Source organism: Gordonia sp. NPDC003424, assembly GCF_053588655.1.
In genome coordinates this window covers 76,633-101,158 of record NZ_JBSFQJ010000020.1, presented here as the reverse complement: position 1 = coordinate 101,158, position 24,526 = coordinate 76,633, and the positions used below count along the sequence as shown (strand labels likewise).

The 24,526-nt window shown below is 67.8% G+C and carries 25 protein-coding genes; 6 read left to right on the top strand and 19 right to left on the bottom strand.

Going from position 1 to position 24,526, the window contains the following annotated elements:
* The coding region (locus tag ACWDTI_RS22945; RefSeq protein ID WP_449740428.1) for a DUF222 domain-containing protein at positions 1 to 1,242 on the top strand (1,242 nt) is incomplete at its 5' end.
* A gap of 14 nt (positions 1,243 to 1,256) precedes the next feature.
* Here ACWDTI_RS22945 and ACWDTI_RS22940 read toward each other — a convergent pair.
* The 6 genes from ACWDTI_RS22940 to ACWDTI_RS22915 all read right to left on the bottom strand — a co-directional run bounded on the left by ACWDTI_RS22940 (position 1,257) and on the right by ACWDTI_RS22915 (position 8,129).
* A complete protein-coding gene (locus tag ACWDTI_RS22940) occupies positions 1,257 to 2,222 on the bottom strand; it encodes a PDR/VanB family oxidoreductase (RefSeq protein ID WP_449740427.1) in 966 nt (321 codons plus the stop codon).
* Positions 2,215 to 3,243: a Rieske 2Fe-2S domain-containing protein gene (locus ACWDTI_RS22935; RefSeq protein WP_449740426.1), complete on the bottom strand. Its 1,029-nt coding sequence runs from the start codon at positions 3,241 to 3,243 to the stop codon at positions 2,215 to 2,217. The genes ACWDTI_RS22940 and ACWDTI_RS22935 overlap by 8 nt, the downstream gene beginning before the upstream one ends.
* A gap of 330 nt (positions 3,244 to 3,573) precedes the next feature.
* Positions 3,574 to 4,335: an SDR family NAD(P)-dependent oxidoreductase gene (locus tag ACWDTI_RS22930; RefSeq protein WP_449740425.1), complete on the bottom strand. Its 762-nt coding sequence runs from the start codon at positions 4,333 to 4,335 to the stop codon at positions 3,574 to 3,576.
* Positions 4,335 to 5,870, bottom strand: a complete 1,536-nt coding sequence (locus ACWDTI_RS22925) for a C45 family autoproteolytic acyltransferase/hydolase (protein ID WP_449740424.1) — start codon at positions 5,868 to 5,870, stop codon at positions 4,335 to 4,337. Before ACWDTI_RS22925 ends, ACWDTI_RS22930 begins: the two co-directional genes overlap by 1 nt.
* Positions 5,867 to 6,664: a polysaccharide deacetylase family protein gene (locus ACWDTI_RS22920; protein WP_449740423.1), complete on the bottom strand. Its 798-nt coding sequence runs from the start codon at positions 6,662 to 6,664 to the stop codon at positions 5,867 to 5,869. The genes ACWDTI_RS22925 and ACWDTI_RS22920 overlap by 4 nt, the downstream gene beginning before the upstream one ends.
* On the bottom strand, positions 6,657 to 8,129 hold the full coding sequence (locus tag ACWDTI_RS22915) for an APC family permease (RefSeq protein ID WP_449740422.1): 1,473 nt from the start codon (positions 8,127 to 8,129) through the stop codon (positions 6,657 to 6,659). Before ACWDTI_RS22915 ends, ACWDTI_RS22920 begins: the two co-directional genes overlap by 8 nt.
* Positions 8,130 to 8,369: 240 nt before the next feature.
* Here ACWDTI_RS22915 and ACWDTI_RS22910 point away from each other — a divergent pair, with 240 nt between their 5' ends.
* Positions 8,370 to 8,825, top strand: coding sequence for an Lrp/AsnC family transcriptional regulator (locus ACWDTI_RS22910; RefSeq protein ID WP_449740421.1), 456 nt, complete (start codon positions 8,370 to 8,372; stop codon positions 8,823 to 8,825).
* Positions 8,826 to 8,855: 30 nt separating this feature from the next.
* Here the strand turns inward: ACWDTI_RS22910 and uraH are convergent, their stop codons facing one another.
* Genes uraH through uraD (ACWDTI_RS22895) form a run of 3 tightly spaced genes read right to left on the bottom strand, consistent with a single transcriptional unit; the run spans position 8,856 to position 11,714 of the window.
* Positions 8,856 to 9,182, bottom strand: a complete 327-nt coding sequence (gene uraH, locus ACWDTI_RS22905; RefSeq protein ID WP_449740420.1) for a hydroxyisourate hydrolase — start codon at positions 9,180 to 9,182, stop codon at positions 8,856 to 8,858.
* Entirely contained in the window at positions 9,179 to 9,715 is a 537-nt protein-coding gene (gene uraD / locus ACWDTI_RS22900) for a 2-oxo-4-hydroxy-4-carboxy-5-ureidoimidazoline decarboxylase (protein ID WP_449740419.1), read from the bottom strand. Before uraD (ACWDTI_RS22900) ends, uraH begins: the two co-directional genes overlap by 4 nt.
* 10 nt (positions 9,716 to 9,725) lie before the next feature.
* On the bottom strand, positions 9,726 to 11,714 hold the full coding sequence (gene uraD, locus ACWDTI_RS22895; RefSeq protein ID WP_449740418.1) for a 2-oxo-4-hydroxy-4-carboxy-5-ureidoimidazoline decarboxylase: 1,989 nt from the start codon (positions 11,712 to 11,714) through the stop codon (positions 9,726 to 9,728).
* Positions 11,715 to 11,908: 194 nt separating this feature from the next.
* On the opposite strand from uraD (ACWDTI_RS22895), the gene ACWDTI_RS22890 reads away from it, so the two are divergent.
* Positions 11,909 to 12,475, top strand: coding sequence for a nucleotidyltransferase family protein (locus tag ACWDTI_RS22890; protein WP_449740417.1), 567 nt, complete (start codon positions 11,909 to 11,911; stop codon positions 12,473 to 12,475).
* A 71-nt stretch (positions 12,476 to 12,546) separates the two neighbouring features.
* On the opposite strand, the gene ACWDTI_RS22885 is transcribed toward ACWDTI_RS22890, so the two are convergent.
* The 9 genes from ACWDTI_RS22885 to ACWDTI_RS22845 all read right to left on the bottom strand — a co-directional run bounded on the left by ACWDTI_RS22885 (position 12,547) and on the right by ACWDTI_RS22845 (position 21,694).
* Complete coding sequence (locus tag ACWDTI_RS22885; protein ID WP_449740416.1) at positions 12,547 to 12,915, bottom strand: hypothetical protein; 369 nt, start codon at positions 12,913 to 12,915, stop codon at positions 12,547 to 12,549.
* A 13-nt stretch (positions 12,916 to 12,928) separates the two neighbouring features.
* Positions 12,929 to 14,731, bottom strand: a complete 1,803-nt coding sequence (locus tag ACWDTI_RS22880) for an acetyl/propionyl/methylcrotonyl-CoA carboxylase subunit alpha (protein ID WP_449740415.1) — start codon at positions 14,729 to 14,731, stop codon at positions 12,929 to 12,931.
* A gap of 105 nt (positions 14,732 to 14,836) precedes the next feature.
* On the bottom strand, positions 14,837 to 16,360 hold the full coding sequence (locus ACWDTI_RS22875; protein ID WP_449740414.1) for a condensation domain-containing protein: 1,524 nt from the start codon (positions 16,358 to 16,360) through the stop codon (positions 14,837 to 14,839).
* Positions 16,357 to 16,809, bottom strand: a complete 453-nt coding sequence (locus ACWDTI_RS22870) for a SufE family protein (protein ID WP_449740413.1) — start codon at positions 16,807 to 16,809, stop codon at positions 16,357 to 16,359. Before ACWDTI_RS22870 ends, ACWDTI_RS22875 begins: the two co-directional genes overlap by 4 nt.
* 10 nt (positions 16,810 to 16,819) lie before the next feature.
* A complete protein-coding gene (locus ACWDTI_RS22865; RefSeq protein WP_449740412.1) occupies positions 16,820 to 17,716 on the bottom strand; it encodes a sulfurtransferase in 897 nt (298 codons plus the stop codon).
* Between the two features lie 128 nt (positions 17,717 to 17,844).
* Positions 17,845 to 19,173, bottom strand: coding sequence for a condensation protein (locus ACWDTI_RS22860; protein ID WP_449740411.1), 1,329 nt, complete (start codon positions 19,171 to 19,173; stop codon positions 17,845 to 17,847).
* A gap of 13 nt (positions 19,174 to 19,186) precedes the next feature.
* A complete protein-coding gene (locus tag ACWDTI_RS22855) occupies positions 19,187 to 19,804 on the bottom strand; it encodes a Maf family protein (protein ID WP_449740438.1) in 618 nt (205 codons plus the stop codon).
* Positions 19,805 to 19,811: 7 nt separating this feature from the next.
* Positions 19,812 to 20,048 (bottom strand): acyl-CoA carboxylase subunit epsilon, encoded by a 237-nt coding sequence (locus ACWDTI_RS22850; protein ID WP_449740410.1) that lies wholly within the window; start codon positions 20,046 to 20,048, stop codon positions 19,812 to 19,814.
* Between the two features lie 17 nt (positions 20,049 to 20,065).
* A complete protein-coding gene (locus tag ACWDTI_RS22845; RefSeq protein ID WP_449740409.1) occupies positions 20,066 to 21,694 on the bottom strand; it encodes an acyl-CoA carboxylase subunit beta in 1,629 nt (542 codons plus the stop codon).
* 137 nt (positions 21,695 to 21,831) lie between these two features.
* Here ACWDTI_RS22845 and ACWDTI_RS22840 point away from each other — a divergent pair, with 137 nt between their 5' ends.
* Positions 21,832 to 22,611 (top strand): biotin--[acetyl-CoA-carboxylase] ligase, encoded by a 780-nt coding sequence (locus ACWDTI_RS22840; protein ID WP_449740408.1) that lies wholly within the window; start codon positions 21,832 to 21,834, stop codon positions 22,609 to 22,611.
* Positions 22,612 to 22,628: 17 nt separating this feature from the next.
* Here ACWDTI_RS22840 and ACWDTI_RS22835 read toward each other — a convergent pair whose 3' ends face one another.
* Entirely contained in the window at positions 22,629 to 23,180 is a 552-nt protein-coding gene (locus tag ACWDTI_RS22835; protein ID WP_449740407.1) for a DUF6069 family protein, read from the bottom strand.
* 81 nt (positions 23,181 to 23,261) lie between these two features.
* On the opposite strand from ACWDTI_RS22835, the gene ACWDTI_RS22830 reads away from it, so the two are divergent.
* On the top strand, positions 23,262 to 23,846 hold the full coding sequence (locus ACWDTI_RS22830) for a PH domain-containing protein (protein WP_449740406.1): 585 nt from the start codon (positions 23,262 to 23,264) through the stop codon (positions 23,844 to 23,846).
* Positions 23,843 to 24,520 carry a response regulator transcription factor gene (locus tag ACWDTI_RS22825; RefSeq protein ID WP_449740405.1) on the top strand — a complete coding sequence of 226 codons (678 nt, stop codon included), beginning with the start codon at positions 23,843 to 23,845 and terminating at the stop codon, positions 24,518 to 24,520. The genes ACWDTI_RS22830 and ACWDTI_RS22825 overlap by 4 nt, the downstream gene beginning before the upstream one ends.
* Positions 24,521 to 24,526 lie beyond the last annotated feature (6 nt).

Here is a 24,526-nt window from a genome sequence, read left to right as displayed (position 1 = left end):
CACGAGGCGGTAGCGCTGCGGGATCGTCTGCCGCGAGTCGCCGAACGGTTACGGCAGGGCCGGATCAGCGCCGAGCGGATCGGGAAGATCATCGCCCGTACCGACCTGATCGACGGCACCGACTGCGCAGCCTTGGTCGATGCCGAGATCGCCGCCGAACTCGACGCCCACCGCGGTGGGTGGTCGGCGCATCGGCTGCAGCTGATGGTGGACCGCATCGTGTTCCGCCACGACCCCGACGCGGTGCGCGAAGCCCGCCGCCGCGCCAAGAATGCGCGCCGGTTCTGGACCAAACCCACCGCCGACGGGATGGCGCAGGTCGCGGCGACCATGACCGCCGAGGACGCGCAGATCGCCGCCGCGGCGGTGACCGCCCTGGCCGCAACCGGGTGCGCACACGATCCCCGCACGATGCAGCAGCGCACCTCGGACGCGGCATTCGCCCTGCTGACCGGCAACGCGTTCGAGTGCCTGTGCGGCCTCGAGCAGTGCACCGCTCAGATTCCCGAGCCAGGCACCACGCCGCCGTCGACGGCGGTGGTCATCCACGTGGTCGCCGACGCATCCACCGTCGCCGGCACCGCCCGGCACGCCGGGTTTATCGCCGGAGGCGGCCTGATCTCCGATGAGCAGGTGCGCGACCTGGTGGCCCGCCCCGACGCGGTCATCCGGCCGCTGATCCCGCCGGGCACCCCGGAGAACCCCGACGGCAGTTTCACGCTGCACGCGCACTCGGCGGACAACCCGTACCGGCCCTCCACCGCGCTGGACACCTTCGTGCGCATCCGGGACGGCTACAGCGTGATCCCCGGTGACGCCACCTCGGCATTCGACGCCGACCTCGATCATGTCGACGAATTCGACCATATCGACCCGGCATTCGGCGGTCAGACCACCGCCGAAAACATCAATGCCAAAGGCAGATTCGGGCACCTGCTCAAAACGTTCGGGATGTGGGTCGACGACCAGATGCCCGGCCCCGACGGCACCACCATCACCGAGTTCACCACCCCAGAAGGCCTGATCATCCCCGGTGAGCCGGAAACCCTGGAGAACCTACTCCCCGGACTCCGGCGCATCAGGTTCAAAAGCCCACCGGCGAAAGAGGATTCGGAGGAACGCGGTACACCACCGGCGACGTCCCTACCGCCCGCTCGCAGGCAGAGCCGGGTGGCGAACAAACACGCCCGACGCCGCCAAGAACGAGAACGCAACCGGCGGCGCCGCGAAAACGGGGCATGAGCGGCGCGTTCTGCTCACACGTCGAGCACCAACCGCGCACAGGCGGCCCGGGAGACACAGGGCATCATCGTTGCGCCGGCGGCCTTTTCGTCGTCGGTGAGCAGGTCGTCGCGGTGATCGACGGTGCCGGCGAGCACCTTGACCTCGCAGGTCCCGCAGAAACCCATCTCGCACGACGACGGATGGTCGACACCGGCGGACCGAATCGCATCGAGGACGGAGACGCCGTCGTCAACTGTGACGGTCGTGCCGCTCTGGGCGAGTTCGATCTCGAAGGTCGAGGGATTCTCCGGGTTCGAGTCGGTGGGCACGGGTGCCGCGGCCGCGAATCGTTCGCAATGCAGGTGCGCCCCACGGCCAACGGCATCCAACTTGTCGGCCAGCGCATCCATCAGCGTCACCGGCCCGCAGCAGTAGACCTCGGATTCGGTTGCGGTCGAGACGATCTCGTCGAGGTCCAGCGGCCCCTGGACGAGGTGCGCCTCCCCGCCGGGCAGGATCGCGATCTCGTCCCGGAAGGCGAAATGGTCGCCGGACCGCGCCGCGTAGAACAGGCTCCACGACCGCCCGGCACGCGCGGCAGCGGCCATCATCGGCAGCAGGGGAGTGATCCCGATCCCGCCCGCGACGAAGACGTAGTCGGCGTGATCGGCGAATGGGAAGTTCTGCCGCGGACTGCCGACGTGAACAATGGTGCCACAGCGCAATTCGCGGTGTGCCTCGATCGACCCGCCGCGCCCGTCGGGCAGCTCGAGCACACCGATCCGGTAGCGGTCGATGCGCCCCGGATCGCCACACAGCGAGTACTGGCGGACGGTACCCGACGGTAGGTGCACGTCGATGTGCGCGCCGGGTTCCCACGGGGCAAGCGCCGAGCCGTCGGGGGAGGCCAGTTCGAAGGACGTGATGCCGGCGGCTTCGCGGCGGGTGGCCTCCACCCGGAGTGGGATGAGACCGTCCGGCCGCGGTCCGTCAGGCACTAGCGGCGACATCGGCCCGACCCTTCACGAGGTTCATCAGCTCCATGAACGAACGCCGGTAGTTCAGCGTGAACATGTCGGCGGGCACTGAGAACTCCTGCACCTCGGCGTCCCACGGGACCTCGCGGGGAACGACGTTCTCCACGATCGGCACATCCTCGAGGTAGACGATCTCCTCGAGGCGCAGATTCTCTTCCAGGGACGCGCCCTTGAAGCCGACCTCGTTGGCGACTCCCCAGAAGATCGTCACGTGTTCGTAGCTGATCGGCGACGGGAATCCGGCGACGACACGCTTGCCGAGTTTGTCGTAGTGATACGTGATGGAGGCGAAACCCGGTGCGCCGCAGTGGTAGCGCATCATGCAGTTGCCGTCGCCGGCCCACTCGCCGGTGCCCGCGTTCAGCGGCCGGTCCATCCAGACCTCCAGTCCGTCGCGCTGCACCTGCAGGGGCTCGACCACCTCGGGCGTCGGGCCCATGGAGACCTTGTGTACGAACGGGAAATGGGCGACGTCGCGGAAGTTCTCGATGGACACCGCCACGCCGACCGGCGAATCGATGGGCGAGGCCGCGGCCCACTCGAGGTCCACATCCTGCCACTCCTCGGGGTCGTAGAGGTCGCGGATCGGATCCTCGAGCACCGTCCAGACGTGGCCGAACCGTTCCACCGCAGGGTAATTGCGGATCGCGGCCTTCGGCGGAATCTTCGACTGGTCGGCCAGCGACGGCACCCGCACGCAGGCACCGTTCTCGCTCGCGAACTCCCAGCCGTGGTAAGGGCAGCCGATGGACCGCTCGTGCACCTCGCCCTGCGACAGGTCGGCACCCCGGTGGGGGCAGCGGCGATCGGATACGGCGACGCGACCACCCTTGTCGCGATACACGACGAGGTCGACGCCGAGCAGGGTGGCGCGCTGGGGAGTGTCCAGGTCGACGCTCCTCGCGACCGGAAACCAACTGTGGCGCATGGCCTCTTCGGCCAGTTCGCGTTTGGTGGCGGTGCGGATGTCGGTGATGGTCATGGTGGGCTCCTTGGGTCTGGGTGGGGTGTGCGGGGGTCTCGATGCGCGGCCTCGCAAGCTCGGTCGCTTACTCGACCAACGAGGGGTGGTGCGCCTGCGCTGGCCTGGTCGGTTGCTCGACCGGCGAGGAGGTGCGCCTTGCGGGGGTCTCGATGCGCGGCCTCGCAAGCTCGGTCGCTTTACTCGACCGGCGAGGGGTGGTGCGCCTGCGGGGTCTCGATGCGCGTCCTCGTAAGCTCGGGCGCTTACTCGACCGGCGAGGAACGTTCGCCCCCGCTGATCGAGTAAGTGAGGCGCGCTAGCGACGAACGCATCGAGATCAGAACATGTTCAGGCGGAAGGGATGTGGGCGCCGCCGTTGACGGCGAGGATCTGTCCGGTGATGAAGGACGCCGCGTCGGAGGCGAGAAAGACGACGGCGTCGGCGATCTCGTCGGACTCACCGAGGCGGCCGAGGGGGACCGCGGCGAGTTCGACCTCGTAGACATCGTCCGGAACCATCCGGGTGTGGATGGCTCCCGGCGCGATGGCGTTGACCAGGATGCCTTCGCCGACAAGCTCTTTGGACAGTGCCCGCATGAAGCCGAGCTGGGCCGACTTGGCGATCATGTAGCCGTAGGAGTGACCGTCGGGCTGCTGGCCCCACTGCGAATTGATGAAGATGATCCGGCCCGCGGTGCTGCGCTCGAGCGTCGGGAGCAGAGCGCGGGTCAGCCGATACGGTGCGAGCACGTTGACAGCCATGTACGGCTCCAGGCTCTCGACTCCGGTCTCGCGGAAACCCTTCCAGTCGTGCATGATTCCGGCGTTGTGCACGAGGATGTCGAGTGTGCCGCCGGCGCGCTCGACGATCTCGGTGACGCGGCCGTCGACAACCGGGTCGGTCAGATCCGCCACGAGCGTGGTCACGCTTCGGTTCGTCGCCTCCCGGATGTCCTTGGCGGTCGCCTCCAACTCTCCGCCGTCGAGGTCCGTGATGATCACGTCGGCACCCTGGGTGGCAAGGGCTTTCGCGTGTGCGGCGCCCATGCCGCGGGCAGCGCCGGTGATCAGCGCGAGCCGCCCGGTGAGATCGGCTCGCAGGGCACTCATCACGCCTCCCGCGCGACGTGCGAATCGGTCACGTGCGGTTCGGTGACGTAAAGCATGTTGCCGTCCGGGTCGAAGAACGGGCGGTAGCGGTACCACGTGCCGTTCGGGTGCTTCCACTCGATGCGCTCGGCAACCCACTCGACCTTGCCGTCGAGCGCCGCCTCGGCCGCGTCGAGATCCTCGACCTCGAACGCGAACGAGTCCATGCCGGGAGCATTCTCGGAGTTGATGGCCGTGCGCCGCGGCGCGTGCTCGCCGACAGTGGATTCGAAGATGTAGAGCGTCACGTTCCCCATGTCGATGGCGGCCCAGTTCTCGTCGCGCTCGTAGGGCAGGAAGAAGGGCAGGCCGAGGGTCTCGGTGTAGAAGCGGGCGAGGCGGTCGACGTTGTGGCTCAGGATGTCCATGTTGTCGATGCGTTTGAGGGCCAGGGGTGTGGTCATGATTGCGTTCTCCTGTGCTGTCGGGGTATCGGGGTGGATGAGTGGATGGGTGCAGGGGCCGCCGCGGTGGGTCGAGAGGGTTCCGGCTGCCACGTCGAGGCTGACGGTGGCCAGCGTCTCGAACTGCGCGGTGTCACCGAGGGTGGGATCGGAATGAGCGCAGGTCGCGCCGCCCCCGAGGAGATGGGAGTCGAGCGCATGCAGCGCACGATCCTCGGACAGGACACTCACATCGGCGAGGGCTCGGCGCACCATGTCGTATCGGACGACGGTGTCCGGTCCGGTGACCAGCTCGGTGTCGCCGAGATCTGCGGGTGCACTGAGGAAATGGTTGGTGTGCACCAGGATTCCGCGGGCATCCGGCAGGGCGTAACCGATCTTGGCCGGGTTGACCTCGACACTGATCGCGGCGGCCTCACCGCCGCGGTGACCGACAAGAGTCATGCTGGTGGACGCCGAGACCCGCGTGCCGGCGATGCGCAGCAGCGCCTGGTTGAGATCGGAGGCCTCGTCGAGCACCGACCGCGCCAGCACGTGCACCGGCACGCCGATCCCGTCGCCGTCGGCGCGGTGGTGAAGGATGTTGAACAGCAACCCGATTCCGCGGTCGTTGACGCCGATCTTGCCGACGATGCCGTACTCGGTCACGGTCGTGGTGCGCCGGCCGTCGGGATGCACGATCTCCCACGTCAGCCAACTGTCGGCGAGGGAGTCGTACCAGTCCCAGCACTGGATCGCGACGGGCGCGGCGCCAGGGCGCAGGCCGACCACCGTCGTGCATTCGGAGGTGCGGTGGCCCAGTGCGGCAAGGACTTCGGTGCGTGCGTTGATCGCGGCCACCGACTCGACCGGCAGGCCGGCCCCGTCGGCGATGCCTCGGATCTCGTCGGCCAGGCCCGGCGCGTGGCGCTCGATCTGGACCTGTGCTTGTCGGCCCCACGCCGTCATATCGACCGATGCGCCTGCTGCGGTGTCGAACAGCGACTGGTAGGCGGCGACCGTGCGGGTCACCTGGGGTGCGTGCGCGGTGCCGAAGACCAGGCCGCGCTCGTATGCGGTGGCCTCGGTCGAGCGAAAGACCCTGGCGCTCATGCCGCCTCCCGAAGTTCCGGGCCCGCCAGGGCCGCCACCTCGTCGAGCCGGGCGAACTGGACGTCACCGGCGGACACCATGTACTCGATGAACCGTTCGAGTTGGGCGAGGCGATACGGCCGACCGATCACCTCGGGGTGCATGGTGAACGACGTGTGCCGCGATTCGGCTTGCGCCGAGTCGAATTCGGCACTCCAACAACGGAACAGCTCTTCGGCGTCGGCGACGTTGCCGCCGCCGTCGATGTTCCAGCCGAACCGCGGCCAGTCGTCGAGCGACCAGTGCACCGGAAGTTCCAGGATCGACCGTCCGCCAAAGGTTTCCAGATACGGGCGGTCGTCACCCATGCAGCTCGAGTCGTACGCGAACCCGCGGTCGATCAGCAGATCGAAGGTCTCCGGGGTGAGTTCCCACGACGTGGAGCGATACCCGGTGGGCCGGGGTGCACCGAGCCGCTCGAGGGCGGCGAGGCCCTTGTCGATCTCCTCGGTCTGGACCTGCGCCGAGACGTGATCGCTGCGGACGTGCATGTGGCCGTGGTGGGCGATCTCGTGTCCGGCGGACAGCAAGACGTCGATCAGGTGCGGATGGAGTTCGGCGGTGTGACCCGGGACGAAGAACGTCGCCGGAATGTCGTGTCGGGAGAGCAGATTCAGAATGCGGGGGATGCCGCGGACCACACCGTAGCGCCCTTCGGAGAGGATGGTCAGGCGTCGGGCGTACTCGTCGCCCTCGCCGAGCCAGCCGGTTTCCGCGTCGACGTCGAAGGTGACGGAGACGGGGATCTCAGACATTGTCGGCTCCTTCCATCACGGCCGGCGCGGTGGCGGCGGGTGTCGCCGGAATGCGCCACTGAAACGTCTTCTTGTCCTGCACCACCTGGCGGTAGAAGTACGCGATCACCGAGAGTGAGAGCACGCCGACGCCGATGAAGATCTCCTTCGGCCCGCCGTACCCGGTGATCGAGGAGCTGAGCACCCCGACGACGAGGACCACGGCGTCGATGGCGGCAAGCACACCGGCGATATAGACCCACTGGCGGCCCAGCTTGATCGGTCGCGGCGCGTCGGGTTGATCGCGGCGCAGGTGGATGAAGCCGGTCAGCGACAGGATGTGGCAGATCAGATAGCCCATGATGCCGGCGACGATGACCGCCATGGCCTCGCCGACGAAGACGATCAGGATGACGTTGACGAGCAGGTCCAGCGACATGGCGCGCCCGGGCATCCGGAACCGGTTGAGCACACCGAGCTGCCGGATGGTGAGGCCGTCGATCGCGCTGCCGTGCAGGACGCGGCCACCCGTCGCGGTCGTCATGACCATCATCAGCATGAGACCCGCGATGAGGCAGATGGTCATGAACCAGTCGGAGCCGGGGATGATCGAGTCGAAGGCCTGCAGGTAGAAGGTGACCGGGTTGGCGGCGACGTCGGCCTGATGGGTGAGGCCGCCGACCCCGAGTGGGACGAGGAAGTAGACGGCGAGGACGAACATGCCCGCCAGGCGCAGCGCTCGGCGCGAGTCGGAGACGGTGTACTTGAACTCGGGGACGAACGCGGCGACCGCCTCGATGCCGTAGACCGACCACGCCATGACGAACATCCAGGCGAGGATCGTCTGCCAGCCCGGATGGCCGCTGGCGGCGAGATCCCAGTGCAGGTTCGACGCGTGCCACTGCCCGCTGAAGAACGGCACGATGGCGAACACCAGGATCGGGATCAGGATGACCACGCCGGTGACGTACATGATGCCCATCGCCGGACGCATGCCGAGGATGTTGAGGACCCAGCCGAGCAGCAGGACGCCGAGCGCGACCATGTGGGGGAAGCCCAGGGTCGCCAGGCCGGTGGAGAAGGTCCAGGTCTGATCGGGGAACCATTCGGCCTGGACCAGCGTGCCGATCTGCAGGCCGTAGATGGCCAGCGAGCTCGACCAGCTGAACCAGTAACCGAAGGTGGCCACCGGCCCGACGATGGTGCTCCTCGAGCGCCATCCCTCGTTGGCGTACATGGAGATACCGCCGACCTTGTCGCCGAACATGCCGGCCATCTCCGAGTAGATGAAGTTCTGCAGGCAGGCGATGACGGCGACGAGCACCGCGATGGCGATGGCCGTCCAGGCGCCGATCGCGCCCATCGCGTACCCGATCACGATGAACAGGGCGGCGGGGATGGACAGGCTGATGGTGAACCCGTCCCACCATCGCAGGTTCTTCTCGTACGCAGGCATTCCTGCGAGTTCGTCGTGGGCTGCGGTCACGTCGTGCTCCTTGACTGTGTGGATCGTGATGCCGTGGATCGTGCTGCGCATTGACAAAGCTCTTGATCGTTTCGTGTGCGCATTGTCACAACACAAGAAGGCTAGCGCTACGCAATGCGAGGCACAAGAGGGAATCGGCAACTTTTGCGAATGAAACACAGGGTTTACAGATCGCAACACGCAGGAAGGCGCTATGTCGGATTCGCATTGCGTGGACTCTGAGCCATTTATGCTTCGGGCATGTCCACCTACTCACTCGATAACCTCGACCGCGGCATCCTCCGGGAGCTCGAAGAAGACGGTCGCCGTGCGTTCCGCGAGATCGGTCGCATGCTCGGGACGTCCGAGGCCACGATCCGAGCCCGGGTGAAACGCCTGCAGGATCTCAACGTACTGCGGATCGTGGCGTTTGCGGACCCCAATTCACTCGGCACCACGCAGTTGGCGCTGGCCTTTCTCGACGTCGACCCGGCCGAGCACGAGAAGATCGTCGACGCGGTGTGCGCGCTGCCCGAGGCGACCTACGTGTCGACGATCATGGGACGGTTCGACATCTGCGTCGAGTTGATGGTCACCGACAACGCCGCGTTGTGGACGCTGATCAACGAGAAGATCGGCCGTATCCCGGGCGTGCGCAACGTGGAGACCAACGCGATCATGCGGGTGCACAAGCTGCGGTACGCGACGCCGGTGTGAGGGGTGCGGTGATCTCGATGCGGCCGGCGCTCAGCTACCCCGGTAGGTCGAGTAGGCGAACGGGCTGAGCAGCAGGGGCACGTGATAGTGCCGGTCCGGGTCGTCGACCTCGAAACAGATGTCGACCTCGGGGTAGAAGCCGTCGATGTCGTTGTCGGCGAACCAGTTTCCGGTGTCGAACACCAGGTGGTAGATGCCGGGCACGAGGGCCTCGGCGTTCACCTGACCGATCCGGCCGTCGACGTCGGTGGTCCCCGACGACACCTCGGTGCCGCTCGCATCCTGCAGCGACACGGCGACTCCCGTTGCCGGAGAACCGGTTACCGCGTCCAGGACATGGGTGGAGAGACCGGTCATGCCTGTGCGGCCCCCTCATCCTGGTAGATGCTCGCCGGGGTGAGCATGCGAATCAGCCTGCTGCGGTTGATCTTTCCCAGCTCCTCGCGCAGCACGCGACGTTCCGTCGCGGGGTCGTTGTCCATCCGGTCCTTGAGGATGCCGAGCAGCACGTCGGCCGGCCGCCCGTTGGCGAACACCAGATAGACGTGGCCGAAGCGGTCCTCGTAGGCGGCGTTGAGCTCCTTCAGCTCGGCGAGCACCGCGGCGTCCGCGCCGGCGACGCCGGACTGTTCCCGGGCCGACGACGGGTTGTCGGGTCGGTCCCCGATCCGCGGATGCCCCGCCAGTGCCTCGTCGAGATCGCGGTCGGTCAGCTCGGCGAGGATCGCATCCGCGTAGTCGAGCATGGCGTCGTCGTCGGAAAACGGACGCCCCTTGGCGACCCGCAGCGCCCAGATCGACGAACTGCAGCACTCGTAGAGCTGATGGATGGCCTGGCGCTCGGAGAGCCCGTTGAAACTGGGCAAACCTCGCCAATCGACTCGACGCATGCCACCTACCCTAGGAGAGTTCCGGCTGGCGGCTGAACCGGGCGGAGGTGATCGGATTGGCATCGGCGACCAGATCGTCGAAGCGGTAGTTGGCGATCTTGGCGATCTCGATGAGCGCGAACGACTTCTCGCTGGTCTCCGAATTGTCCATGCGCGCCCAGCCGTTGCGCAGGATGCGGTCGTAGCGCTCGGTTTCGCGCGCACAGATCACCAGGGGGAACCCGAACTGTTCGCGGTAGGCCGCCGACAGGTTGACCACGTTCTCGTGCTCGCTCTCCTCGAGATGCGAGAGCCCCTTGTGATCGACGGCGGTGAGCTCGCCCGTCTCCTCGTCCTCGGCCCCGAGGTTGGGGAACGCGCGGATCAACTCCAGTTGTTCGGCATCGCTGCCGGTGAGCATGGCCTCCTGGAACGCGCTGCGCAGGTCGTGCACATCCTCGAACGGGCGCTGGTCGAAGGCTCGGTCGACGACCCAGTCGACGTTCTGCACCAGACCGCCGAAAGTGTCGCGGAACTGCTCCTTGGTCATCGTGTTGACCTCGTCGAGTGTGATGGACCCACCGCCGGCCACCGCCGGGCCGCGTCCTCCGACGTGGAAGAACAAGAGATTCAACAGGATTGCGGTGATGGCGCCCATCGTGATGCCGGTGGAGAACGGGATCTGCAGGAAGATGTTGGGCATGGCCTCGTCGACGCCGGGCAGTGCCGGCACATCCACGTGGGCGCCCGACTTCTCGATCACGGTGGTCGGGGTCGCCGACTGCGAGAACTGCACGTAGAGCGCGACCGCGAGCGACGTCGCCGAGATGATCAGGTTTCGGTGATCGGTGAAGTCGACCGACGTCAGCGTCTGGATGCCGACGATCGCGACGGTCGCGAACATGATGAGGGCCGCACCGCCGAGCACCGGTGCCGGGATGGACTCGACGATCTTGGCCAGCTTGGGCAGCAGGCCCAGGAGGATCATGATGACGCCGGCGCAGGCAACCACCCAGCGGCTCTTCACACCGGTCAGGCGGACCAGACCCACATTCTCCGAGAACGCGGTGTAGGGGAAGGAGTTGAAGGAGCCGCCGATGACGGTGGCCAGACCGTCGGCGCGAACGGTCGCGGCGATGTCGTCCTTCTTGATGCGTCTGCCGACGATCTCACCGGTGGCGAACACCGACCCGGTGGATTCGACGGCGACCACCATGAGCACGACGATCAGGGAGACGATCGCGACGATGTCCCAGCGCGGCCAGCCGAATGCGAACGGGGGAGTGAAGCCCAGCCACGACGCCTCGCTCACCGAGGAGAAGCTTGCATCGCCCAGCAGCCACGCGACAAAGGTGCCGATGACCAGGCCGAGCAGCACGGCGATCGTCGCCATGAAGCCGCGGAAGAACCGCTGCATCAACACGATCAACAGGATGGTGCCCAGCACGTAGCAGACCCATCGCCAGTTGGCGGAGTCGTGCAGGTGACTCGCCGGATCGCTGACCGCGTCTCCGGCGCCGACCGGGATCAGGCAGATACCGATGATCGTGATCAGCGTCCCGGTGACCACCGGCGGCAGGAAACGGATGAGCTTGGCGAAGAACGGTGCGATGAGGAAGGTGAACACGCCGGCCGCGATGACCGCGCCGTACACCGTCTGCAGGCCCACGCGTCCGCCGCCGTGATTGTTGGCGATCTGGATGACCGGTGCGAGGGTGGCGAAGGTGATGCCCTGCAGCAGCGGCAGACGCACGCCGATCTTCCAGACGCCGACCGACTGCAGCAGCGACGCGATACCGCAGGTGAACAGGTCCGCGGTGATCAGCATCGTCAGCGCTTCGGAGTCGAGATCGATGGCGCGCGCGATCAGCAGCGGAACGAGCACGGCGCCGGCGTAGAACGCCACCACGTGCTGGGCGCCGAGCGCGATCAGTTTGCCGGTGGGCGGGACCTGGTCCACCGGAGGTACGCGTCGCCGCTTCTTGGGTACTTCGGCCGGAGCGGTCGATTCTGTCGCCATGTCCCTCTCACCTTTTTCTGCTCGCACGTCAGGGGTTCCGAGGCGATGACACGCCCACGGTGGCAGGTACATAGTGGACCTTGGTGCGGTCGTCTGCTGTGCGGCGGATCGTATATTTCAGTGGCGTAACAGGGACAAAGCGGACGGCGGGAGGTGCGGGTGAGAACGCGGGTGCCGGCGTGCGGGGGTTCCCGGTGAACGGTGATCGACGCACCGGCCCGGTCGGCGGGGTGGTCTTGGCCGCCGGCGCCGGGTCGCGCTACGGCGAGCCGAAAATCGTTGCGCACCAAGGGGAATGGTTGCAGACGGCAGTGCGCGCGCTGTCTCTCGGCGGGTGTGACGAGGTTGTCGTGGCGATGGGTGCGCGGGCGGTCGACCCGCCGCCGGGGTCGTCGGCGCTCCATGTCCCGGACTGGCATCGGGGACTGTCGGCCACGGTGCGCCGTGCCATCGGCCTCGGCATCGAGCAATCCTGGGCGGCAATGGTTTTACACGTTGTTGACACGCCCGACGTCGGGTCCGAGGTGGTGGCCAGGGTGCTCGCCGAGGCGAACGCGGATCCGGCCGCCGTCGTACGCGTGACCTATGGCGGGCGGCCCGGCCATCCGGTCTACATCGGCGCCGATCACTTCGCCGCGGTCGACGCGACACTGCGTGGTGACACCGGCGCCGGACGGTACCTCGCAACGCTCGGTGATGACGTGCGGATGGTCGAATGCGGTGATCTGGCCTCCGGCGTCGATCACGACCACCGCGACTGAACCGACGAGCCTGCTGATCCGGTTGTCCTGTTGCCCGGATTCCGGGCAACAGCACAACGTCGTGCCGCAGGTCAGATCGTCGGGATGCTGTCCGTCAGGCCGGAGGGTGCGGTGAGTCCGAGTGCGCCTTCGGCGAACCGTGTCACCGGGCCCACCGCGGCGTCGAGCGCGTCGTCGTGGCCGCGGCGGCAGCAACCGGAGAGGATCGCCTCGCCGTCGTCGGCGCGGACACCGATCACTGCGACGAGTTCACCGGTGGTGGGGATACAGACCGCCCAGACGAACAGCGTCTCCTCGGACCATCCGCGCGCGACGACCTCGGTGTAGCCGAGCGGATCGGCGACACCGAGGTCGGTGAGCGCGGGGACGTCGGAGATCCGGTCGTCGGCGCGCAGCGCACGCAGATACCAGGTGCCTGCGTTGATCTCGACCGGTTCCACGGCCGGTGACGGGCTACTTGATCTCGAGCAGGAGGGTGCCCTGGGTGACCGCGGCGCCGGCCTCGACGGCCAGGCCGGTGACCACACCGTCCTTGTGTGCGGTGACCGGGTTCTCCATCTTCATGGCCTCGAGCACCACCACCAGATCGCCCGTGGCGACCTGCTGGCCTTCTTCGACGGCGACCTTGACGACGGTGCCCTGCATCGGCGCCTGCACCGAATCGCCGGACGCCGCGGCGGCCGCACCCTTCTTCCGGGCACGGGCCTTCGGCTTCTTGCGGACGACACCGTTGCCGCCACCGCCGCCGAGTGCGAGATCGCCCGGCAGCGACACCTCGACCCGCCGACCGCCGACCTCGACGACGACGTTCTGCCGCGGCAGCGACTCGTCCTCCTCGATGGCCTCGCCGCCGGTGTAGGGCTCGATCGGGTTGTCCCACTCGGTTTCGATCCACTTGGTGTAGACGTCGAAGGTCTCCTCGCCGTTCTCGTCGGTGTGACCGATGAACGCCGGGTTGGACACGATGTGGCGGTGGAACGGCAAGACCGTCGCCAGCCCCTCGACCTGGTACTCGGAGAGGGCGCGCCGGGCCCGTTCGAGGGCCTGCTCGCGGGTCTCGCCGGTGACGATCAGCTTGGCCAGCATCGAGTCGAACTGGCCGCCGATGACATCACCCTGGACGACACCGGAGTCGACGCGCACACCGGGGCCGGTCGGCTCCTTGTAGACGGTGATCGGGCCGGGTGCGGGCAGGAAGTTGCGGCCGGCGTCCTCGCCGTTGATGCGGAACTCGAAGGAGTGGCCGCGCGGGGCCGGGTCCTCGGAGATCTCCAGCTTCTCGCCGTTGGCGATCCGGAACTGCTGGCGGACCAGGTCGATGCCGGCGGTCTCCTCGGTGACCGGGTGCTCGACCTGCAGTCGGGTGTTGACCTCCAGGAAGGAGACCAGTCCGTCGGCGGCGACCATGAACTCGACGGTGCCGGCGCCGTAGTAGCCGGCCTCGCGGCAGATGGCCTTGGCCGACGAGTGGATGCGGGCGCGCTGCTCGTCGGTCAGGAACGGCGCGGGCGCCTCCTCGACCAGCTTCTGGAAGCGACGCTGCAGCGAGCAGTCGCGGGTGCCGGCGACGATGACGTTGCCGTGCTGGTCGGCGATGACCTGCGCCTCGACATGGCGGGCCTTGTCCAGGTAGCGCTCGACGAAGCATTCGCCACGACCGAACGCGGAGACCGCCTCGCGGGTGGCCGACTCGAACAGGTGGGGGATCTCCTCGAGCGTGTAGGCGACCTTCATGCCGCGTCCGCCGCCGCCGAAGGCGGCCTTGATCGCGACCGGTACGCCGTGCTCCTTGGCGAATGCGACGACCTCGTCGGCGTCCTTCACCGGGTCCTTCGTGCCCGGCGCCATCGGGGCGTCGGCCTTGAGCGCGATGTGACGGGCGGTGACCTTGTCGCCGAGGTCGCGGATCGACTGCGGCGACGGTCCGATCCAGATCAGCCCGGCGTCGATGACGGCCTGGGCGAAGTCGGCGTTCTCCGAGAGGAAGCCGTATCCGGGGTGGATCGCGTCGGCGCCCGACTTGGCGGCCGCGTCGAGGATCTTGTCGAAGACCAGGTAGGACTCTGCGGAGGTCTGGCCACCCAGGGCGAAGGCCTCGTCGGCGAGCTTGACGAACAGCGCGTCGGCGTCTGGTTCCGCGTAGACCGCGACACTGGCGTAGCCGGCGTCCCGGGCGGCCCGGATCACGCGGACCGCGATCTCACCGCGATTGGCGATGAGGACCTTGGAAATGGTGTTCGCAGAGGTACTTGGCACTTGTTCTCCTGGGCGTCACTCGTCATCACGCGTCGTCAGACGTTTCAGGGCACTACCCTAGCCCACCGAGCAATTGTTCGGTTGACCCCACCTCGGTAAGTCCCGTTACTCGTGGGTACCAAAAGTGCTGGTGTCGCCGATCTTTCGGATGAGCTCGGCGAAATCCCGCAGGTAAGCGTGTACCGGCCCGATTTTGCCGCCGTTTGCGGTGACGACGGGATGGTCGTCAGTGGGATTGTTCACTGTGCTGTTGGCGGCGACGGGTTCGAGTTGCGGCGCGGCCGGCTCGGGTGGGAAGCGCGCGGAGACCCGGACCCCACCCGGTGTCCGATTGATCCAGATGTAGACCTCGTGCGGCGCGTAACTGTGGCTGCGCAGCACCTTCGCCCGTCCGGCGTCGGCCTCGGCCGCCCCGGGCGCATACCGGGTGTCGATGAACGAGATCACGAATCGTGGTTCGCCGTGCGCGCCGATGAGTTCGGCGACCCGCAGGAACGGCAGCGACGCGCCCTGCCTCGACCGTTTGAGCTCCACCGTCGCCCGGACCACCACCTGGTCGAAGGTGGGTGAGTCGGACATGTCGATGCAGAACGGGGCGACCGCGACGAACCAGCCCAGCGCGGTCAGCCACTGGGCGTCGTCGCGCGTGTGGCGGGGCAGCACACAGCGGAACTCCGGATCACCGGTGTGCTCGTGGTAGATGACGGCGAACGCGGCGAGCACGCCGGCGGTCATCGTGCCGCCGGCCGCCGAACACACTGCGGTGAACCGGTTGGCGGCGTCGTTGTCCATGATGAGCCCGTACAGCGAGTCCTGGGCGATCGCGGACTCCTCGCTGGGATCGGGCGCGGGCGCGTCGAGGTCGGGGACCGGGGCGGTCTCGTCGCGGCCGATATCGAAGCCCGGCATGCCGCCACGTCCGGCGCGCAGGAACCTCGACCAGGTCGCCACCGCCGGATGATCGGCACCCGTCTGATCGGCCAGACGACGTTCCTGGGCGCCGAAATCGACGTAGCTGCCCACCGGCGGCAATTCGGCCTCGGCGTGGTCGCGGGCGGCGCGATAGAGCGTCACCAGCTCGTGCTGGGCCATGATCAGCGAGTACCCGTCGACCAGCGAATGGTCGGCGGCGAACAGCAGCGTGAACGATTCCTCCCGGCCGACGGTCGCGAACATGTAGGCAGGCCAGTGCAGCGGGGCGGTCGCACGGTCGAAGGCTCCGGCGATCTGGTCGACCAACGGCCCGGGGGAGGTGTACCAGCCGATCCGGCCCATCTTGAGCTTCACTGTGCCCGGCTTGGTCGACAGCCGGTGCAGGCCGTCGCCCTTGATCACCACGTGGCTGCGCAGCACCTCGTGCCGGTCGATCCACCGCGTCAGCGCGGTGCGGACCGCCGGGATCGACAGTGGCTCGGCGAACTCGATGGAGACCCCGAGCCACGACTCCCGGCCACCCTCGCGGCGGGTTCGCAGGCGGTATTCGAACGCCGAGCGCACATGCTGCTCGTGGTTGTGCGACGTCAGCCGTGGGTCGGAACTCCACGTTCCCAGCCCGCCGGGCACATAGGGCATCCATTCGACGAGGCCACCGGGTTCGATCGGTTCGTCGCGGATCTGGATGAACTTCATGCGCCCGGCGGCGACGAGTCTTCGGGCGCGCTGGTCTGCGTCCGGACCTGACTCTTGATCCGTCCGAGCATGCCGGCCATGCCGCGCAGACGCAGCAGGCTCACCGCCGAGTCGAGGCCGAGATCGTGGTAGAAGTCGCCGGGCACCTCGAGGATCTGGCCGGCCGACGCTCCGTCGAGTCCCTGGTGCAGGATCGACGCGAACCCGCGGGTGGTCGGCGCCTCCTGCGGCGCGCTGAAGTAGAGCCGCACCGCTGCCGCATCGGTGGCGTCGACGGACAGGAACACGGGGGACTGGCACTCCGGTACCGGTTCCATCGCATCCTCGCGGAGGTGATCGGGCAGTTCGGGCAGTTCGCGGGAGAACTCCAGCAGCAACTGCACCTTGTCCGAATCACCAAGTGCGCCAAAATCTTCGACGATCTCGGCGAGTGCGGCAGGCAGGCTCATGCGGGTCGGGTCACTTCGTGGCGGGAGCCGCGCCGGGCTCGGGACCGATGGCGATGGGCACCCGCACCGCGTTGCCCCACTCGGTCCACGAGCCGTCGTAGTTGCGGACGTGGGAGTAACCGAGCAGGTGGGTCAACACGAACCAGGTGTGGCTCGAGCGCTCGCCGATGCGGCAATACGCGATCGTCGGGGTGTCGGGGTCGAGGCCGCCGTAGATCTCGTCGAGTTCGGCCCGGCTACGGAATCGGCTGTCCGGCGCGGCGGCCTTGGCCCACGGGATCGAGATCGCGGTCGGAATGTGTCCGCCGCGCAACGCACCTTCCTCCGGGTAGTCGGGCATGTGGGTGCGTTCGCCCGTGTACTCCTGCGGGGAGCGGACGTCGACGAGCGGCTCGGTGCCGAGTGTGCCGAGCACCTCCGCCGCGAACACGCGGATCCGGCTGTCGTCGCGCTCGACGACCGGATAGTTCGACCGCGGGTAGTCGGGCACGTCGAACGACGTCTCGCGGTCCTCCGACATCCACGCGTCCCGGCCGCCGTCGAGCAGTCGAACGTCCTCATGGCCGAAGAGGGTGAACACCCAGAGTGCGTACGCGGCCCACCAGTTGCTCTTGTCGCCGTAGACGACGATCGTGTCGTCGCGTTCGATGCCCTTGCTGCGCATCAGTTCGGCGAACTGCTCGCCGTCGATGTAGTCGCGGGTGACCGGATCGTTGAGGTGCAGATGCCAGTCGATCTTCTGGGCGGTCGGGATGTGGCCGACGTCGAAGAGCAGGACGTCCTCGTCGGATTCGACGATCTTGAGTCCCTTGGTGCCGAGGTGGGCCGACAACCACTCGGTGGTCACCAGCCGCTCCGGATGGGCGTATGCGGCGAACGCGGGGTTCGGGTCGGTCGGGGCGCTCAACGGTGGTCCCTCCAAGGGTGTCGCGGTCGTCGGCCCGCGGGCACGGCGACCGGGTTGTGGTGTCGCGAATGACACTACCGACTCGGCGGGTTGCGCGGTGTTCGGCGTGCCGCGTCGCCGCAGGTGGATCAGGACACGTGTCGTGCCCCACCGAGGCTGGTGGGGAGGTCGGTGATGAATTGCCCGAGCGCGTCGAGGACCGAGGTCATGGTCGCCGTGGCGACGGCGGTGTCGGGGAACCGGGTGCGCAGGTGGATGCCGTCGGCATCGCGCCAGAACCACCACTGCGCGGTGTCGGTGTGCCGGTTGCCGGAGATGTGGCGCATGCTCATCGTCGGGAGGTCGAGGCGGCGATAGTCGAGGTAGGACGCCATGAAGACGTCGTGCCGGACGGTGCGCATCCGTGGGCCGTACGCCGCGATGACCGGCACCAGCCCGATCTCGGCCAGCGGCAGCGCCTCGCCGAGACGGCGGGTGGTGGTCCGCAGCCCCTCGCCGATCGTCCCGTGACCGATCGTGGCGGTCATCGGCGCGTTGCCGACCAGCCAGCCGACCGTGCCGTCGGCGCCGGTGCGCCGCAGGTGCACCGGAATGATGACGGGCAGGTCGACGGGCCCGCCGCAGTCGCGCACCGCGACCGCGACACCCGTGAGCAGTGACGGGAAGGTGCGGGCGTCGGTGGCGTGCACGGCGCGCTCGAACGTCCGGCCCCCGGCGGCGCTGAGCAACGTGCGGACGTCGGTGCGTGCCGGTGCGGTGTCGCCGGGTTCCACACCCAGGTCGAGCGGGAATTCCGGGACCTGCCACGCGTTGTCGTCGAAGAATCGGCCCCAGGCGACCAGACGCGGATCGTCGGACGGAATCGGTGGCGCCGACTGTTCGGCGCGGCGGAGATCGAGGAAGCTGTCGGCCGTGCCGATGCGTCGGCGGCCGAAGGTGTCGACGATGGTCGACGCGATGATCGCGAGCGAATAGGCATCGACGTAGACGTGGTCGAAGGCGCACAGAACGGTCGTCGACGACGGGGTCCGGATCGCCGCGACATAGTGCGAAACCGACTCGAAAGGCGAACAGCCCGAGGATATTTCGGAGAACACGCGCGCCGACGGGGATAGGGTCGACTCGCCCGGCGCAGCGTCCACGGCGACCGAACCCGCCGGCAGCAAGACCCGTCGGTAGTCCTCACCGTCGACGAGAAAGTGGCTGCGCAGGATGTCGTGGCGGTCGAGCACGGCACGGACCCCGGCGGTGATCTCGGTGACCTCAACCCAACCCGGAACCTCGACGGCGATGGCGAGCCATCCGGATCGCCCGGTGCGCCGCACGGAGTCGAGATGGAACTTCTCGTTCTCCGACGGGGTCACGTCCGACGGGTGAGCGGCGGCCGTGGGCCGCAGCGTCCATCGGATCAGCTCACCGGACGGGAGGGTGACGTCGTCGACACTGCACAGTCTCATCGTCGCCCCCTGCTCAGCTCCACAGATCGCTCACGCACACGCCGACCTCGTCGAGCAGCGACCGCAGCAGGGGCAGGCCGATGCCGATCACCGACGACGGATCGCCGTCGATGCGGTCGACGAGCCATCCGCCGTAACCGTCGAGGGTGAACGCGCCCGCCACCTCCAACGGCTCGCCGGTGGCCACGTAAGCGTCGATGAGGTGATCCGGGGGATTACCGAAATAGATTGTGGTGGAAGATGTTCCACTGGATTCCCGGGTCGGGGCGCCCGGATGTGTGCGGATCACGTGATGGCCGGTCAGCAACTCGGCCGCCCGGCCGCGCATCTGCCGCCACTGCGCGGCCGCCACCTGCGCCGTGTGGGGTTTGCCGAGCAGCCGGCCGTCGAACAGCAGCATCGAATCGCAGGCCGCCACCACGGTGTCGACGGTGTCGTCGCGGACGGCCACCACGGCCCGGGCCTTCGCCTGGGCCAGCGCCCGCACGACCTCGGCGGGGGGCGTGTCGGCGGGCAGTGCGGCCGCGGCCGCATCCTCGTCGACGTCGGAGACGTGCACGACCGGGTCCACCCCGGCGGCGCGCAGCACCCGTCGACGGGCCGGTGACGCCGAGGCGAGCACCAGGCGCATGGTCACGTCAGAAACGCAGATTGGGGAAGCTGCCCGGACCGCCCCATTGCGGCCGGAACATGTCCTCGGGGCGGCCCCACTCGTTGCGTGGTTCCGCCGATGACGCGTGGTCGCCGCCCGGTCCCGACGCGGCGGCGACGAGCGTCACCAGCACGGCGATCTCCTCGTCGGACGGATTGCCCTTGACGATCCGCAGCAGCGGGGCCGTGCTCTCTGCGCCGATAGCGCTCTCTGCGTCGCTCACTGTGGTCTCCGCGTCGCTCACAGGGGGATGTTCCCATGCTTCTTGGGCGGCGTGTTGACCATCTTGCGTTCGAGCAGCTTGAGCGCCGTGGCGATCTGCCCGCGGGTGTGGCTCGGCGGGATGACCGCGTCGACGTAGCCGCGCTCGGCCGCGACGTACGGGTTGACCAGGGTGTCCTCGTACTCCTGCTGCAGTTGCAGCCGCAGTGCGTCGACGTCGTCCCCGTTGGCCTCCGCGTCCTTGAGCTGTCCGCGGTAGACGAACCCGACCGCACCCGAGGCGCCCATGACGGCGATCTGCGCCGTCGGCCACGCCAGGTTGACGTCGGCACCCATGTGCTTGGAACCCATGACGTCGTAGGCGCCGCCGTAGGCCTTGCGGGTGATGATGGTGATCTTGCCGACCGTGGCCTCGCCGTAGGCGTACAGTAGCTTCGCGCCGCGGCGGATGATGCCGTTGTATTCCTGGTCGGTGCCGGGCAGGAAGCCGGGCACGTCGACCAGCGTGATGATCGGGACGTTGAAGGCGTCGCAAGTGCGCACGAACCGCGCGGCCTTCTCCGATGCGTTGATGTCGAGGCAGCCCGCGAACTGCGTCGGCTGGTTGGCGACGATGCCGACGCTGCTGCCGTCGACCCGACCGAAACCGACGATCACGTTCGTCGCGTACTCGGCCTGCACCTCGAGGAACTCGTCGTCGTCGAGGATGCGACGGATGACCTCGTGCATGTCGTACGGCTGGTTGGGGGAGTCCGGGATCAGGGTGTCGAGTTCGAGGTCCTCCTCGGTGAGGGTGTCCTCGATCGAGCCCGCGGCGGGCTGCGCCACCGGCAGCTTCGGCGCCTCGGCGCGGTTGTTCGACGGCAGGTAGCTGAGCAGGTCCTTGACGAAGTCGAGGGCGTCCTCCTCGTCACCCGCGACGTAGTGGGCGGTGCCCGACTTCGCCATGTGCGTGTGCGCGCCGCCGAGTTCCTCCATCGTGACCTCTTCACCGGTGACGGTCTTGATGACGTCCGGACCGGTGATGAACATCTGGCTCGTCTGGTCGACCATGACGACGAAGTCGGTGAGAGCCGGCGAGTAGACGTGGCCGCCCGCGGCGGCACCCATGATGAGCGAGATCTGCGGGATCACGCCGGAGGCGCGGACGTTGCGGTAGAAGATCTCGCCGTAGAGGCCGAGGGAGACGACGCCCTCCTGGATGCGTGCGCCGGCACCCTCGTTGATGCCGATCAGCGGGCGACCGGTCTTGACCGCGAGGTCCATCACCTTGACGATCTTCTCGCCGTAGACCTCGCCGAGGCTGCCGCCGAAGACGGTGACGTCCTGGCTGAACACGCAGACCTCGCGGCCGTCGATGGTGCCGTAGCCGGTCACCACGCCGTCACCGAGAGGGCGGCGTTCGGCCAGGCCGAAGTTGGTGCTGCGATGGCGTGCGAGTGCGTCGAGTTCCACGAACGAACCCTCGTCGAGCAGGTGCGTGATGCGCTCGCGGGCGGTGAGCTTGCCCTTGGCGTGGGTCTTCTCGACGACCGCCTCGCCCATCGGGTGCTTCGCCTCGTCGAGTCGATTGCGCAGATCGGCGAGCTTGCCCGCCGTCGTGTGGATGTCGGGAGCAGCGTCGTCGTCACGCGAAGCAGTCGTCATGGTCATCGATGCTAACGACAGAACTGTGAGCCACGTCAACCGGATCAACGTGAGATTGGCCTCACGTTTCCGAGCGATCGGTCGGCGCTTCCGGATATCGCTCGCCAACCGACGCCGGAGCAGTAGCGTGATCGGACATGAGCATCGACGAGGACACCCTGCGCACCGGACTGGACGGCACCCGCTGGCACACGATCGAAGTGGTCGAGTCGACCGGATCGACCAACGCCGACCTGCTGAGTCGCGCGGCGGATGAACAGGTCGCCGGGACGGTGCGCCTGACCACCGACCAGACCGCGGGGCGCGGGCGCCACACGCGCGTGTGGGAGGCGCCCGCAGGAAGCCAGATCGCGATGTCGGCGGCGGTCGACGTGGGCGGCCGCACCGAACATCTCGGGTGGCTGTCGCTGATCGCCGGTCTGGCGGTGGCCGGGGCCGTCGAGTCGGTCGCCGGGGTCCGGCCGACGCTGAAGTGGCCGAACGACGTCCTGATCGACGATCGCAAGGTGTCGGGCATCCTGTCCGAGTATAGCGGCACCGGCACCGCGGGTGTCGCGGTGATCGGTGTCGGCGTCAACACCACGATGACCGCCGAGCAGCTGCCGGTGCCGACCGCGACGTCACTGCAGATCGTTATCGGCGGCGACGTGCCCGTCACCGAGTTGGCCGCGGCCTACCTGCGCGGGCTGTCCGACCTGTTGACGCGGTGGCCCGACGACATCGAGGGGCTCGCCGCGATGTACCGCGATCGCAGCGACACGGTGGGCCGTCGGGTGCGGCTCGCACTGCCCGGCGACCGGGAGATCGTCGGGACCGCGACGGGTATCGACGAGTCGGGCCGGATCGTCGTCGACGCCGACGGCCGTGGAATGGTCGTCGCGGCCGCCGACGTCACACATCTGCGGCCCGCCGACTGAGATCCGGCCGCGCCGGTTCAGGGCCGTCGAATGCTCTTGTGTCCCATGGCGGGGATCAGTGAGAAGATCGGCAGCCCGATGACGAGGTGCACGATCGCGGTGGCGATGCCGACCGAGAACTGCGCCGACAGCAGCAACGGGACCAGCACCGATGCGGTGATCAGCAGACCGACGATCCACCGGAAGAACTGATCCGGGGACGGCGTGACCAGTTGGAGCACGTACCAGAGAGCGGCTGCGGCGAGCGCGCAGAGGAAGCCGACGACGGCGAACCAGATCTCGTCGCGGGCCACCGGGTTCCAGACACCGAACCGGCCGGCCTCGTTGACGCGCTCGACGATGGTGCGCAGTACCCACGCCACCAGCCAGGCGGCGAGCCCGGTCACCACGCCGGTCATGACGACACCGCCGACGAACATGGTCGGGTTGATGTCGGGACCGGGACGCTGTCGTGGGGCCCGCTGCCGGTACGGCGCCGACCGGCTGTAGGCCTGGGCGTCGGCGTCGTATCCCGGCTCGTACCGCGCGGTCCGCGGATCGCGCGGGTCTCGGGGATCCTGGTAGCTCATGCTGCCTTCCTCGCATTGGTCTGCGAGCAGTCTACCGATCGCCGGAACCGGGACGCCCGGCACGAACGTAAGCTGACAGCCATGTCCTACCCACGGGAGAACCTCGCACCCGGCGAGGAGATCGTGCTGCATTCCCACCCCCACTGGAAGTGCCTGATCGGGCCGTTTCTGCTGTTCGTCGTGATCACCGCGATCGCCGGTGTGCTCGCGGGCATGGCCACCGGTTCGACGATCGGGCCGGGCGCGACGATGGTGCTGCTCATCATCATCGGTGTCCTCTGGCTCCTCGGGCTCGTGTGGTTCTTCGTGCGCCCGCTCGTGTCGTGGTCGTCGACGCACTTCGTGCTGACCGATCGGCGGGTCATCTTCCGCAACGGCATCCTCACGCGCTCGGGCATCGACATCCCGATCCGGCGGATCAACACCGTCGAGTTCCGGCACGGGCTGATCGACCGGATGCTGCGCACCGGGACGCTGATCATCGAGTCGGCGTCCGACGATCCGTTGACGTTCGACGACATCCCGCAGGTCGAGCGGGTGCATGCCCTGCTCTATCACGAGGTGCTCGACCTGCAGGACGACGACCTGGTATCGCATGACGAGAACGATTCGGTGATCCGGGACGGCCGCGATCACCGCCACGACGACGAGGGGCGACGACGGTGACCGATGTTCTGCTGGCCGAGGACGACTCCGCGATCGCGGAGCCGCTGGCGCGGGCATTGACCCGGGAGGGTTACGGGTGCGAAGTGGTGACCGACGGTGCCGCGGCGCTCGAACAGGCCCGTGACCACCGGTTCGAACTGCTGATCCTCGATCTCGGACTGCCGGAGATCGACGGGCTCGAGGTGTGCCGTCGCATCCGGACCGAACGGCCGCAGTTGTCGGTGCTGATGCTGACCGCTCGCACCGACGAGGTGGATTTCGTGGTGGGGCTCGACGCGGGCGCCGACGACTACGTCGGCAAACCGTTCCGGCTGGCCGAACTGCTGGCCCGCGTCCGGGCTCTGCTGCGCCGGCAGCAGAGCGTCGACGAAGTGCTCGACGGCGGTGACATCCAGCTCGACACGCGCGGGCGACGGGTGCTGGTCAACGGCACCGACCTGGTGCTCGCCAACCGGGAGTTCGACCTGCTGCGCTTCCTCATGGAACGGGCGGGCCAGGTGGTCAGCCGTGACGAGATCCTGACCGAGGTGTGGGGATCGGCGACCGACCTTCGGTCGTCGAAGACCCTCGACATGCACATCTCGTGGCTGCGCCGCAAGATCGGCGACGACCAGCGCGACCGCCCACGGCACATCGTCACCGTGCGCGGCGTCGGGTTCCGGTTCGATCCGTGATGCCGA